Raw genomic sequence first — 13,365 nt, forward strand, 5'->3', positions numbered from 1 at the left:
GCCTCTCCCGCCGACTGCGGTGAGTAGGAAACTTATTACGGAACGTGCGCCAAGAGGGAAGAGAGTGGCGCCCCTCCGGCCACACCTGGCTGAAGTTGACCGAAAGTCAGCCCTCTTCGCTTCACTTTCGCGATGAAGCAAATGCCCTCGGCAACACCCGTCACACCGCCACCCGCTCAGCAGCCGTACCGGTCCTCCGTCAACTCCCCCTGCGCCGTGGCCAGCGTCCGGTCGTAGCAGGAGCCGGGACCGTGCACGCGGTAGCGCTCGCGCGAGACTCCGGTGGCGTGCCGCTGGTCACGGGGCACGTTCTGGTTGTACGCGGCGTCGCCGGTGTAGGTGTCGTCCAGCCGCGTCCAGTCGGTGCGCCGTCCGCCGCGCAGGGTGGCGAGGTCCGCGCGATCCCCCATGGTCATGGTCGTACGCAGCCGGTTGGCGGCGTCCACGGTCGTCGCACCGTCCATGGTGTACGTGCGCTGGGTACGGGTGGTGGTCGCGGGTCCCCGGCCGCGTACGGTCACCGTTTCCGCGTCGTGCCAGCGTGCCCGGAGCGCGTCGGTCGTCTCGTCCGCGTTCCAGCGGTGCGTGGAGCTCCCGGTGAGCCTGCGCGTGACGGTCGTGGTGACCCGACCGTGCGAGGTGTCGAGGTATCCCGCGACCGTGAGCGCGTGCCCGCCCTCGGCCGTCAACCGGCGCTCGGCGCCCGGCTCGTACGCGGTCTTGTTGACCGGGTCGCCCGCCTGGCTCGTGATGAGCGCGCCGGTCACACGGGCCGCCTTGGCGTCCTGCCAGACCAGGATGTTGGTGGGGGTGCTCCAGCCGCTCTGCCCGGCTGGCAGACCGGTGACCGACACCGCGACCTGGTGCGGACGCCCGTCGTTCAGCAGCCCGGCGAACGGCGTGAGGTCGTATTCCAGCGGCCGGACGTCGAAGGCCCGCGGGCCGGGGATCACGTACCACAGGAAGGGATTGGACCAGCCGCCCGTCCACACGGTCGGGAAGGGCGCCGCGATGCCGGCGAGCCGGCCGTCGATCCGCACCTGCACCTCGCGGTACGGGCCGTCCTTGGCCCGGCACGAATACGGCGCCGCGTCCGGCACCGTCAGGTACCAGAACTCCTCGCAGCCGCCGCCCGATCCGGTGGCGTACACCTCGGCGACGATGCGTTCACTGTTGCGCGGCGTGGTCAACTGCCCCTGGTACACCGCGTCCTGAGTGTGGGCGCCTTGGAGGGTGAGGACCTTGTCGGGGGCGGTGGCCGCCTTCACCCGGCCCTGCGCCGCGTAGAAGGTCAGCGTGACCTTGACCTTGATGACTCCGGTATAGGTCCCGTCGACGGTGTTGCCGATCAGCATCTCGACGGGCTGCTGCGTACGCAGCACGGAGGCGTACCGCGTGACGTCCTTCTCCACGTGCCAGGTGATGCCTTGGGGTGAGGGTTCCGGGGTCGAGGTGCGGAGGACCTCCACACCGCCGATGTGCAGATAGCCGAGGCGGTCGAACTGCCGCCCGGCCACGGATCCTTCGAGGCTCAGGACGACCTTGCTCCAGCGGTGACCGCACTTCCCGGCATGTCCGGGGTTTGCAGCGTTCTCGGGGTTTCCGGGTTTCTCGGGGTTTCCGGGGGCTCCCGGACTGCCCGGCGGTATGTAGGTGCCCTTGTAGGGCGTGTAGTCACGGAACTCGGTGTCGGCGACCGTGACGCGGCAGGAAGGCGTGTCGGGGACGGACACGGGTGGACCCGCGGTGATCGGGTCGTGCCAGCCGTTGCCGAACTCGGTGGGCGGCGTCGCGGCCACGGCCGGGACCACGCCCAGCACCAGTCCGACGACGGCGGCGCACAAAGCGAGAAGCGCTCGTCTCATGGATCAGGAGTCAAGCGCTTCGTACTGCCGTGCACCAGTGCCCTGTTGGCCTGATCCCTACGGGTGCCGTACCGGTCTCCCCCGCGACCTCCCCACCTCGGCGACCAGCCTCCGGCCGACCGTCGACACCCACCCGCCACCCGCGGCCCTGCCCGACCAGGGCCGACGAGCCGGGCCCGGGCCGCTGGTGCAGCGGCCCGGGCCCGTCCCCGTCAGCTTCGGCCGCGAGAGCCCTCAGTGGCCCCGCACAGCTCGTCCTGGTGCCGGCGGACGGCCTCCGCCGCCCAGTCGCACATCGTCAGTCGGGGCAGCGTCCCGACGTCGAACCAGTGCAGCAGCACGCCCTCGGTGAGGGGCAGCGCGGCCGCATCACCGTTCCAGTGCCCGAGGAACACCTGGATGCACCCCTGCACGGTGCCGTCCGGTGTCGAGCAGCGCAGCAGCGCGAACGGCACCAGGTCGGGCACCGTCAACTCGACCTCCTCGCGCAGCTCCCGGGTGACCGCCTGGTACGCGGTCTCGCCCGGTTCCGGAGCGCCGCCCAGCAGCGACCAGGTGCCGGGGTCGCAGATCTCCTTGTGCGCGTCCCGGAGGTGGAGGAGGTACTGCCCCCGGTCGTTGACGAGCAGCGCCGCGGTGCCGGTCACCTCGGGTCGGCGCACCTCGTCCACGGTTTTCGCCGGAGCCAGCGGGACCACCTCCGTGGCGACCGGCCCGTCCCCCTCGGGCCGGTGCACCTCCCGCGTGTGCTGGTAGGTCCACAGTTCACGGAACAGCCCCGGCTGCGCGACCAGTTCGGGGAAGGTGCCGTGCTGGACGACCCGGCCCTTGTCCAGGACCAGGATGCGGTCGGCCACCGCCACATTGGTGAGCCGGTGGGTGATCAGGACCACCGCCCGGGTCTCCGCGATCTCCCGCAGGCCGGCGAAGATGCGGTGCTCACCGAGCGGGTCCAGCGCGGAGGTCGGCTCGTCCAGGACGAGCAGTCCGGCCGGCCGGTGGAACGCGCGGGTGAGGGCGATCCGCTGCCACTGCCCGCCGGAGAGCTCCTGTCCGCCGAGCCAGTCACGGGCCAGCACCGTGTCGAGTCCGGACCGCAGTTCGGTGATCACCTCATCGGCACCGGACCGGGCGCAGGCGGCGCGAACGTCGGCGTCACCGCCGTCGGTGGGCCGGCCCAGGGTGATGTTCTCCCGGGCGGTCAGCGGCCAGCGCGCGTATTCCTGGGGAACCAGCGCGACCTGCGTCCACATGGCCTGCGGATCGAGGTCGTCGGTGCGGACGCCGTCCCAGGTGACCGCCCCGGTGGTCGGCAGGTACAGCCCGCTCAGCAGCTTGGCCAGCGTGGTCTTGCCGCTGCCGTTGTAGCCGACCAGGGCGACGACCTCACCGCGCCGCAGGGTGAACGAGACGCCCCGCAGCGCGTCCTGGGCCGCCTCCTCGTACCGGAAGACGAGGTCCGTCACGCGGATCTCGCGCGGGGCCGCGGGCACGGCGGTGCCGCGGCGCATCCGGAATCCGCCGGCCTCCGCCAGGAATTCCGACCAGTCGTCCATGTAGAGCCCGGTGCGCATGATGCGGGCGCCCCCGGCGACCAGACCGCGCAGCGCCGACCCGGCCGTCTGCAGCGCGAACACCGCGGTACCGGCGTGCCCGACGCTCATCCGGCCGGTGGCCAGCAGCCACACCACCGCGCCCCAAACCGCCGTCGACGCCAACCCGCCACAGACCGCGCCCACCGCGGACATCCGTGCCCCGGTGTTCGCCGCGCGCCGGTCGGCGCGATTGATGCGCCCGGTGATCTGGCGGTAGCGCCCAACCAGGAAGTCGGCCATGGTGCCGGCCCGGACCTGGTCGGCGGCGTACCGGTCGCAGACGTGCCAGCGCAGGATCGACAGCAGACGGTAGTCGCCCCCGGCGCGCAGCCGGGCCAGGTACCGCACCCGGGCCGCGCCCACCTGGGCCACCGCCTGGGGCAGACTGGCCAGCGCCAACAAGGGCAGCAGCGCGGGGTGCAGCGCCGTCAACACCGCCGCACCGGCGGCCAGGGAGGCGACCGAGGCGATCAGGTCCTGCCCCTCCCCGACCAGGTCCTGGACGATCTCGGCGCCCCGGTCCGCCGCCTCCTTGCGGTGCGTGAACCCGGGCGCGTCATAGGCCGCCAACTCGACCTCGGTGACCGCCTGCAACAGCCGGAGTTCGGCCTCCCGGGACATCTGCGGTCCCAATCGGGACGACAGCCAGACCACCACGATCCCGAGCGCCGCCCGCACCCCGGCGGCGACCGCCAACAGGAGCACCGACGGCCAGGCCCCGAGCAGCCGTCCGTAGATGTCCCCGCCGGACAGCAGCGCCGTGATCGTCCCGCTGACCGCCAACAGGCCGAGCGCCTGCACCGCTCCCGAGGCTGCCTGGCAGACCAGCAGTCCCAGGGCCGCCCAGCGGTCGATGCGCCAAGCCAACGCGACCGACCGCCGCACCAACTGCGGCAGCCGCCGCGCCATGTCCACCAGCCGGATCTGCCGCCCGGCCCGCTCCCGGCTGCCAGTCCGGTCGACGAACTGCAACTCCTCGCCGCCGGTCGGCTCCTCGCCGGTCACCGGCCCGGGTTTCTCCTTCCGCACCAGGCCGTCTCCCCCAACACGTTTCATCCGCATGGTTCTCGTTCCCCTTCCACGGTCATCGGCTCGTGCCCGCTGCCGGCGCGGCACCGCCGGGACGACCGGCCCGTGGGGTGGGCCGCTCCGGATCCCGCGGTGTCAACCGCGCGCCGCGCCCGGACGCGCCGCCGGAGAGGAATTCGAACGGAACCGGACCCCGCTCAGACACGGGCACCCGGCTCGCCCTCCTCTTCCGAGGCGCACGAGGGGCACAGGTGCCCTAAAGAACGGCCCGAACCGGCCCCCGTAACGGGTGATCCGGGGGCACACGATGAACAGACGTTCCCGCGCTCGCGGGAGGCCGTGGGGGACCTGACATCGGAGCGCCGACGACCACTCGAACAGCTCGGGTCACTCCTGCGGGGTATTGCGGGCGGGATCCGGCAGACGGCTTGCGGGCGGGTGCCCCACGGCCCCCGGGCGCGCCCGGCCGCGCCCCGCGGCCAGCGCGTAGCGGACCCGGCTGACCTCCTGCCCCATCGCCTCCGCGGCGTCCTCCACCGAGTGGCCGAGCACGTCGTGCAGGACGAACGCGTCGTATTCCAGGGCGGGATGACGTAACGCCGTCTGCTCAAGATGACGTAACGCCAGGTCCTCCAGGTCGTGCCCCGGGCCCCCGCCCCGCTGCCTTATGCGGGTGCTCACCAGGGTCCAGGCACAGGCGGCCGGGTTGGGTCGGCGGACGATGTCGGCCCAACGGATGACGACCTCCCCCATGGCCTCCCCCAGGACCCGGGGCGCGGCCGATTCCGCCACGTGGGCCAGGGCATAGCCGAGATAGCACGCGCAGTGCAGGGCGTAGAAGGCTTCGAAGGCGGGCGGCAGGGCGACCGCGGGCGGGGCGGCGGGCGTCGCGGGCCGGCGGTCGCCCCTGGCCGGCGCACGGGAGGGGGCCGGCGTCATCCGAACGCCTCGGCCCGCGGCGTACGCCGCTCGGACACCAATCCGCAGGAAAATCGGGAGAGTTGGGCGAGCCGGGCGTGGTCCCAGAGCGGGCGGATGTCGTCCGGACGGCCGTGCAGGACGCCGACGACCGCACCGACGGTCTCCCAGTCCGGGATCAGGGAGCCCTGCAGCAGACCCCTGACCTCACGCTCGGTGAGGGCGTGTCCGCTGGAGAGGCAGATCTGCGTGGGGTCCGGGCAGGCCGCGGACAGATACAGCCCGCGCAGCGCCGCGTGCAGGCTCCCGGCACGGGCCGGGCGCCGCCCGTGGGCGGCGTCCCACAGGGGGCGGACGGCCTCCGGGTCACCGCCACAGGCGTGCACCATCCGGCGGGTGACCTTCCAGGTGGGGCTGCGCTCGCCCGAGAGGATCCGGGAGATGTACGAGGCGCTCACCCGCGCCTCGTCCGCGAGGACCCGGAGCGTCTTGTCGCTGGCGCGTTGGAGGTGCGACAGCGCCGAGGCGAGCGCGGTACGGGAGTCCTGACCCGGTGGCCCGCTGTCCGGTCCGCCCGCTCTGCCCCCGCCTTCGCCGCCCTCGCCCTCCGGGTACGCGCGGCGCGACGGGGAGGTGCGGACGACGACGGCCCGGCGCCGCTCGACGTCCGTCCGGGCGGCGGGCGTCAGCGGGTCCGGGCGGGCGGGTGCGGTCAGTTGGTCCGGCCGGCCGGGGGCGGGCGGCGGTTCCGCACGGCCGGCGGGCTGCGGCAGCGTCGCGGTGCCGGTGAGCGCAGCGCGCCGCGCCCGACGCTTGGTGATCTTCCGGGCGATGCTTTCCGCCGTGTACGCCCGACCCACCTTGTCCACCGTGACGTGCAGGGCCTCGGCGATGGCCGGGCCCTTGTGCCCGCGGTCGCGGGCCTGTTGCACCACGGCGGCGGTCACACAGTCCAGGTCGCTGGTGAGCTCGACGACCTGCCGTAGCCCGGCGAGTGCGTCGCCGTCGCGTATCTGGGTCCGTAGCACGGCGATCCGGCAGGCCATGTCGTCGGCGACCTGGCGGGCTTCCTTGTCATGGGCCTCGATGTCCGGTGTCCGCCGTGAACTGCGGATCTTGCGGACGGCCCGACCGCAGGAGTCGCTGCAGTACTTCCGGCGCCGCCCGGGACCGGACCCGCTCTCCACCTCGTTGGGGCAACCGGTCCTGGCGCAGGGGACCGGTCCAGGATCCTTTGGAGTCATCAGCTGTAATCCTTCTGGGGGATGTGCCACCGTGAACTCGCCGCAGAATTGGGCGATTTGCGGTTTGCCGGCCGGCTTCGTGGCCGTGCGCCGCGGGCCGTCGGGCCCCGCGGCGCGACACCGGCACCGCGCCGGGTGGCCCGCCGTGGCACCGGAAGGACCTCCGGTGCCACGGCGGGCCCGGGTCTCGGACCACCGTCCGCGCGCAGTCCGCCGGGACCGGCGGCTACGCCCCGTACTGCGTCAGCCGGCGCGTCGGCGCTGGTGGCGGAGACGGGGACGGCAGGCCGCGATCAGCGCGGCCAGCGCCACGACGGGCACCCAACGGGCGTCGACACCGTGCACCAGGATGTTCCCGAGATACGGAATCGCGAGGAACGCACCCAACGGTGCGGTGAGTTGGACGTCGCACCGGATGCCGAGCCGGACCGCGGACCGGGCACTCACCGGCTCGTTGACCGGGAAGTCACGCCGGCCCCCGGTTTCAACCGGGCCCCTGCGAGGGATGTTAGCTTCGTAGCGCTTCAACTGGGCCGCCTTCGGGCGCCAGTGAGGTGTTCGGTCAGGGGGCATCTGTCCCTCCTTGATCGAGATGGATGCGAATGAGTGGCCCTGGCACCGGTTCCCAGCCTTGCCAGGGCCACCTCGTGTCCCGGGACGGTACATCGTCACAGAACCGATCCACCAACGCTACAGTCGGTTAATGGCACGATTGCGGTTGCCGTTGCGTTTCCAGTTGCGAATCCAGCTCCTGCTGCAACACCCGTTCGACCTTCTTCCGGAGGCGGGTGCATACCCCCTGTTGCCGCGACTTCCCACCCAACTCCCCCTCGGGAGAACTAGGGTGAACGGGTGAGCGAGACCTGGAACACCACCGATCCCGGAGTGCTCAAACTCCCCTCCGGCCGACTGATCCGCGGACGCGGCCTGCGCCGACCACTCCCCGACGGCCCGCCGCCCGCCTACGCCGTGTATCTGCTCGGCAAGCAGCCACCCCAAGTCCCTTGGCCGGCACGGTGGTTGCGCTGGCCGGACTTCCGCCTGCCGAGCGACCGCGCGGAGGCGGGGCGAGTGTTCCGCGAAGCGTGGGAGCGGTCGGCGACGGAACGGATCGAGCTCGCCTGCGGCGGCGGCCGCGGCCGCACCGGTACCGCCCTGGCCTGCCTCGCCGTCCTCGACGGCGTACCCGCGGACCAGGCGGTGGAATACGTCCGCCGGCACTACGACCGGCACGCCGTGGAAACCCCTTGGCAGAAGCGGTACGTCCACCACTTCTCGCCCTGACGAGCCCGCCGCACCGCAGGACGACGGAACGCGCACACGACGAGGAGGACGGCGCACATGGACAAGGTGAAGGTTCTCAAGGGGCTGGCCTGGGTCATGGGGGTGGCCTGCGTCGCGATCGGCGCCTACCACCTCGTGCTCGGCATCGCGTCGGTGCCCGGCGAGGAACTGACCGGTGCCACCGTCGACAGCCGGGAGCGCTTCTACAACGCAATCTTCCTCGGGTTCGGGCTGGCCTGGATCTGGGCGGCGCGGCAGTCACCGGTCCCGTCGGCGGCGGTGCGGCTGCTGACCGCGGTCTTCCTGCTCGGCGGGGTCGGCCGGGTGCTGTCACTGCTCGCCCACGGCTGGCCGCACTGGTTCCAGATCCCCCTGGCGGCCGTTGAACTCCTGCTCCCGCCGCTCTACTTCTGGCTCTCGGACGCCGACGAGAAGGCAGCCGCGGCGGGACGCGACTGACACGCTTCGCTGATGCGAAGGCGGGGCCACCGTCGGTGCGGGGCGGTATCCCTTCCGTCGTGCTCGGTACCGACCGTTGCGGGATGAACTGACACCTCGTCATCACCGGCGCGCACCACGGTCAGGATGGGTCAGGCGCAGAGCGGCCGACGCGGAGTGGTTCGGCGCCGCGCAGTCCGTGGGGCGTGGGTACGGGGACCGCGGCTGTTCGGCCGGGTCCCCGTCGGTTGTCCCGTCAGCGCCGGCGTCAGGGACGCGGGGCGGTACCGGGCATCTGGGCGGCACCGCCGGCGCGCACCGCGTCCAGCACCACCCGGTGGAACGCGTCGATGCCACCGGGCGGAATCCGGACCGGGCCGCCTTCGAGGTCGTAGTGCTCCTCGGCACCGGTGTAGTGGATGACGACGCCGGCGGTACCGTCGCCCCGGTCGGTGGTGGTGACGGTCAGGTCGCCGGTGATGACGCCGACCTGGACCGTCATCGCACCACCGGGGCCGGCCGTGACCCGGTCGGTGAGTGCGTCGTGCTCGGGGGTGGTCACTGTTCGCAGGTGTCCAGCATCTCGGTGAGCTTGGCCTTCTCCGGTTCGGTGATGTTCAGGTGGTAGAGGTGTTTGACGTCGGTCCAGGCGCGGGCGTAGGTGCACCAGTAGGCGTGCCGCGGCGGGGACCACTGGTCCGGTGACTGGTCGCCCTTCTGCCGGTTGGAGGAGGCCGATACGGCGATCAGCTGGGCGTGGACGAGGTCGTTGGCGAACTTCCGGCGCTCGGGAGTGGTCCACTCGTCGGCACCGGAACGCCAGGCGTTGGCCAGCGGCACGATGTGGTCGATGTCGAGCTGGCCGGAGACGTGGAAGACCTTTGCGTCGTACTCGCTGAACCACGTACCGGAAATGGCCCGGCACTTCTCGTCCTGTTTGACGTCCTCGCCGTCCCGGGCGAGGACCACCTCGCGGGTGTCGCATTCCCCGTACTGCTTGATCCAGTGCGGGAATTTCGCTCGGCTGTAGCCGTTCATCGAATGCGGGGCGGCGATGTGCAGTCCGGCGAGTTCGGTGCGCGCCACCGCCGCGGACGGCGGCTCGGGGAGTTCCGGCGGGACGGCGCCGAATGCGGTCGCGGCGGGCCGCAATTCGGGGGCGGGGGCCGGTCGCGGAACGGGATCGGCTATTGCGGTGGTCGATGCGACGGGGAGAACTGCGGCGATGATCAGGGCTGTTGTGGTGGCAGCGCGGCGCCACCAGGCATGGGTCGACACCTGGAGAGCATCACCAGGCGAAACGATTCCGCATCCCGACATTCACTCCTTTGTGGGTAAATTCGGGAGTCCGGCATTCCGCCGAGAATTCGGCCGAGTATGAAGCGCAGCCCGGCCACCGGAAATGACCGCGGCTCGGCACCGGGACGTACGACTTTCCGATGACTGGCCGTGGTTCCCCTCAAGTCGGCGACACCTCACCCGCTTGAGGGGAACTACTCCATCGCCGGCACCGGCACGGCACTCCGCCGGGCAACGCGGGCCCGTTCAGCGGCGGTTGGGAACGCGCTCCCACCAGGTCACGCAGCGCAGGCACCACTCCACCGGGCCGTACCGGAAGCGGGCCAGCCACCAACGGCTGAAGAGCGTCTGGACGATGAGGATCACCAGGGCCAACACCATGGCCGCGCCCCAGTGGAGGGAGTGCCGCAGCCCGAGCACCGGGGCGGCCGCGACGACGAGGAGGGTGGCGGTCAAGTAGTTGGTGAGCGCCATGCGGCCGAGCGGTTCCAGGACCGCGGACAAGGGCGTCCCCAGCGGGGTGCGCAGCAGCAGGAGCAGGGTGACGGCGTAGGCGACGGCGGCCAGAAGTCCGGCTTCGGCCGCGATCCGGGTGGCGTGGGGATCGGCGCGATCGACGGTGTGCTGCCACCAGACCGCCGCCGCCGCGAGCGGCGCGATCACCGTGAGCACCGCGGCGAGCCGGCCGGTGCGGTGGTCCAGGGCGCGCGGCAGGCCCAGACGGGCCACCGCCAGGCCGAGCAGGAACAGGCCCGGGATGGTGATGATGCCGCCCGAGGCGAGCGTCACGGAGGCCAGGGTGAGGGCGGCGCCGCCCGTGAGGACGAGCGGGGTGGGCAGCCAGGTGGCGGGCAACAGCACCATCAGCCCGATGATGGCGTAGGGAGTGAGCGCCTCTCCGGGGTGCAGCAGTTGGTGTGCCGCCCCGAGGACACCGAGCGCGACCAGGCGGCGTACGAGGAGCAGCCGCGGCCGGTCCGAGCGGCGGGCCGCACCGTCGAGGAAGAGCGCGAAGCTGATGCCGAAGAGGAACGAGAAGATGGGGAAGAAGCGTTCCTGGACGGTGAGGTCCAAGAAGGCGCGGATCGGGTGCAGGCCCCCGGTGCTCGGCCCGAAGTGCATGTCGGTGATCTGCGGGACGTTGACCAGGAGGATGCCGCACAGCGCGAACCCTCGGAGGGCGTCGAGGGCGCGGATGCGGTGCCGGCCTGGCGCCTGGGCCTGGACCGGTGCGGGCGGTGCTGCGGTGGAGGTCTGCTGCATGGAACCACGGTCGGCCGGCGGGGGTGCCCGGGGCCTCTGCCGTTCGGCCGGAGTCGCCCGGCCGCCCTCGGCCGAACGGCCGACCCGGCGCCGCCCCGGCACTCACCCCGGCGTCAGGCCCGGCAGCGGACGAGCGGCGAGGGGAGGTCGGCCGGCAGTGGTCAGCGGGACCGCACCGCGCCCGTTTCCCAGGCCCAGGCGGCGATCTCCACGCGGTTACGGACGCCCAGCTTGGTCTGGATGCTTCCGAGGTGTGTCTTCACGGTGCCGAGGGAGACGTGGAGCTCCTGGCAGATCTCCTGGTTGGTGCGCCCCCGGGCGACCAGTTTGGCCACGTCCATCTCGCGGTCCGTGAGCGGTCCTGCGGGGCGACCGTCGACGTCCGCGCCGGGTGCCGCACCCTGGTGCGGGCCGAGCTGCTCCAGCAGCCGTACCGTCACCGACGGCGAGACCAGCGCGTCGCCGCGGGCCGCGGCCCGGACGGCCTCGACCAGGAGGCCAGGGCCGGCGTCCTTGAGGAGGAAACCGCAGGCGCCGCCCTGGAGGGCGCCGTAGACGTAGTCGTCCTGGTCGAAGGTGGTCACCACGACGACCCGCAGCGGATCGGTGGCGTCCGGTCCGGCGAGGATCCGGGTGACGTCCAGGCCGTCCAGCTTGGGCATCCGGATGTCCACCAGGCAGACGTCGGGCCGCAGCCGCCGGGCGGCCTCCACGCACGCCGCGCCGTCGGCGACCTCGGCGATCACTTCGATGTCGGGTTGGGCGTCGAGGATCAGCTGGAAGCCGGTACGGACCATCTCCTGGTCGTCGGCGATGAGCACGCGGGTCGCGGGGGCCCGGTGCGCGGATTCCGGCGCGGCTGGGGACGTCGGGGAAGTGCTCACGGGTCCGATCGTGCCATGCCGGTGTCGGCGTCCGGCCCCTGCTCCAGCACCGGGAACGTCGCGGTGAGCTGCCAGCCGCCCTCCGGGGTCGGCCCGGCGGTCAGCGAGCCGCCGACCGCCTCGGCGCGTTCCCGCAGGCCGACCAGTCCGAAACCGCCGCGGCCCCCGGCGGGCGCGGCGGCGCGCTCGGCGGGCGGGCCGTTGCTCACCTCGACGGCAAGGTGCCCGGCGCGAAGGGCGGCGCGGACGGCCACCGTGGTCGCCCCCGGCGCGTGCCGCCGCACATTGGTCAGGGCCTCCTGCACCGCGCGTTGGACGGAGGTCTCCACTTCGGGTGCGAGGCGGGCGCGGCGGGCGGCGGCGTCGATCCGGACGGTGGCGTCCGGCCCGCCGCCCCGGGCGAAGTCGGCGGCCAGTTCGGCCAGTGCGGCGTAGAGCTCACCGGGGCGAACCGCGCGACCCTCTTCCTCGCGCAGGACCCGGACCAGGCGGCGCATCGAGTCCAGCGTCTCCAGTCCCGCCTTCTCGATCCCGAGCAGCATGGTGTCGACGCGCTCGGGGGCGATCTCACGGATCGTTCGGGCGGCTTGGGCCTGGACGACGATGCCGGTCACGTGGTGGGCCACGAAGTCATGGAGGTCGCGGGCGAGTTCCAGCCGTTCGCCCTCGCGCACGGCGACGACGGCCCGGGCCCGGCGGGCGTCCAGGGCGCGCAGGTAGCAGCCCAGGCCGAGCGCCGCGCCGACGGCGAGGGTGAGGAGGAAGGCGAAGTTGATGAATTCGCCGCGGTGCCAGAGGCGCAGCGGGGCCGCGACGACGGCGGTGCCGAGTGCGGTGCACAGGGCGACGGCGACCCGCGGCGGTTCGGCCCGCCGGGCGGTGAGCACGAGCAGGCCCAGCAGCGCCCCGGTCTCCGGCAGGCCCCACGTCCCGGCGGCGCTCCGGCCGGGCACGAGGGCGAGCGCGACGGTCACCGCCCACGAACCGGCCGCCGCGACCGCGGCCCGGCGCCCTACGGTCAGCCACCCGTCGGGCACCAGCAGCAGCGCCGCGAACAGCGGTGTGGTGGCGAGGGGGACGAAGTCCGCCGGACTGTGCGGATAGCCGGTCAGTGGTTGGACGCTCGCCCAGTCGGCCAGCCAGAACAGGGCGAGGACCAGGGACAGCGAGCCGGTGGCCAGCCACCGGGCACGACGTGGGAAGGGTGCATGACGTTCCACTCCGGCAGGTTACGTAAGCAGCGGCCCGCGACGAGTCGGCCGAATGGCCGATCTGCCGGCTGCCCGCGGTGGCAGGTCGCGGCGGATGGAGCACCAGCGAGACCCACAGGAGCCGGCCATGGCTCGTCCGCCACACCTGCATCACGACGTCCTTGCTGGGCAGCCGGTCAGGCGTCGTAGCGCTTGGTCACCACCATCGTCGTCCGCTGTCCCAGTTCGTCGCCAGCGAAGTTGGCCAAACCCTGTTCGTTGACGAGACCGAGCCGTTGTCTGGCACGTATCCGTGGCATTTTCGGTCACACAACGGCGGCGGCCCCATGGGCCGC

13 protein-coding genes and 1 pseudogene are annotated in these 13,365 nt (G+C 72.4%); 2 read left to right on the forward strand and 12 right to left on the reverse strand.

What is annotated here, in order from left to right; all coding sequences use genetic code 11:
• Positions 1–176 precede the first annotated feature (176 nt).
• The 6 genes and pseudogenes from ACO0M4_RS33455 to ACO0M4_RS33480 all read right to left on the reverse strand — a co-directional run bounded on the left by ACO0M4_RS33455 (position 177) and on the right by ACO0M4_RS33480 (position 7,098).
• The gene (locus ACO0M4_RS33455) at positions 177–1,865 is read right to left on the reverse strand and encodes a peptide-N4-asparagine amidase (protein ID WP_430374832.1); all 1,689 of its coding nucleotides are present in this window, start codon (positions 1,863–1,865) and stop codon (positions 177–179) included.
• 212 nt (positions 1,866–2,077) lie between these two features.
• Entirely contained in the window at positions 2,078–2,602 is a 525-nt protein-coding gene (locus ACO0M4_RS33460) for an NUDIX domain-containing protein (RefSeq protein ID WP_430375348.1), read from the reverse strand.
• Positions 2,579–4,432 (reverse strand): annotated as a pseudogene (locus tag ACO0M4_RS33465) (ABC transporter ATP-binding protein); the annotation flags it as partial. The gene ACO0M4_RS33460 and the pseudogene ACO0M4_RS33465, both read right to left, overlap by 24 nt.
• Before the next feature lie 444 nt (positions 4,433–4,876).
• Positions 4,877–5,428: a hypothetical protein gene (locus ACO0M4_RS33470; RefSeq protein WP_430374833.1), complete on the reverse strand. Its 552-nt coding sequence runs from the start codon at positions 5,426–5,428 to the stop codon at positions 4,877–4,879.
• Positions 5,425–6,651 carry a helix-turn-helix domain-containing protein gene (locus tag ACO0M4_RS33475; RefSeq protein ID WP_430374834.1) on the reverse strand — a complete coding sequence of 409 codons (1,227 nt, stop codon included), beginning with the start codon at positions 6,649–6,651 and terminating at the stop codon, positions 5,425–5,427. Before ACO0M4_RS33475 ends, ACO0M4_RS33470 begins: the two co-directional genes overlap by 4 nt.
• A 243-nt stretch (positions 6,652–6,894) precedes the next feature.
• Positions 6,895–7,098, reverse strand: a complete 204-nt coding sequence (locus ACO0M4_RS33480; RefSeq protein WP_430374835.1) for a hypothetical protein — start codon at positions 7,096–7,098, stop codon at positions 6,895–6,897.
• Between the two features lie 405 nt (positions 7,099–7,503).
• Here ACO0M4_RS33480 and ACO0M4_RS33485 point away from each other — a divergent pair, with 405 nt between their 5' ends.
• On the forward strand, positions 7,504–7,935 hold the full coding sequence (locus tag ACO0M4_RS33485; protein WP_430374836.1) for a protein phosphatase: 432 nt from the start codon (positions 7,504–7,506) through the stop codon (positions 7,933–7,935).
• Positions 7,936–7,992: 57 nt separating this feature from the next.
• Entirely contained in the window at positions 7,993–8,394 is a 402-nt protein-coding gene (locus ACO0M4_RS33490; RefSeq protein WP_430374837.1) for a DUF4345 domain-containing protein, read from the forward strand.
• A 247-nt stretch (positions 8,395–8,641) separates the two neighbouring features.
• On the opposite strand, the gene ACO0M4_RS33495 is transcribed toward ACO0M4_RS33490, so the two are convergent.
• The 6 genes from ACO0M4_RS33495 to ACO0M4_RS33520 form a co-directional block, all read right to left on the reverse strand.
• Positions 8,642–8,935 (reverse strand): hypothetical protein, encoded by a 294-nt coding sequence (locus ACO0M4_RS33495; RefSeq protein WP_430374838.1) that lies wholly within the window; start codon positions 8,933–8,935, stop codon positions 8,642–8,644.
• Positions 8,932–9,651 (reverse strand): HNH endonuclease family protein, encoded by a 720-nt coding sequence (locus ACO0M4_RS33500; protein WP_430374839.1) that lies wholly within the window; start codon positions 9,649–9,651, stop codon positions 8,932–8,934. Before ACO0M4_RS33500 ends, ACO0M4_RS33495 begins: the two co-directional genes overlap by 4 nt.
• Positions 9,652–9,918: 267 nt before the next feature.
• Entirely contained in the window at positions 9,919–10,935 is a 1,017-nt protein-coding gene (locus ACO0M4_RS33505) for a DUF418 domain-containing protein (RefSeq protein ID WP_430374840.1), read from the reverse strand.
• Between the two features lie 161 nt (positions 10,936–11,096).
• Complete coding sequence (locus ACO0M4_RS33510; RefSeq protein ID WP_430375349.1) at positions 11,097–11,732, reverse strand: response regulator; 636 nt, start codon at positions 11,730–11,732, stop codon at positions 11,097–11,099.
• Positions 11,733–11,815: 83 nt separating this feature from the next.
• Entirely contained in the window at positions 11,816–13,039 is a 1,224-nt protein-coding gene (locus ACO0M4_RS33515; protein WP_430374841.1) for a sensor histidine kinase, read from the reverse strand.
• A 167-nt stretch (positions 13,040–13,206) separates the two neighbouring features.
• Positions 13,207–13,329, reverse strand: coding sequence for a hypothetical protein (locus ACO0M4_RS33520; RefSeq protein ID WP_430374842.1), 123 nt, complete (start codon positions 13,327–13,329; stop codon positions 13,207–13,209).
• Positions 13,330–13,365: the final 36 nt, after the last annotated feature.

This window comes from Streptomyces sp. RGM 3693, from assembly GCF_050471125.1.
In the GTDB taxonomy this organism is placed as follows: Bacteria; Actinomycetota; Actinomycetes; order Streptomycetales; family Streptomycetaceae; genus Streptomyces.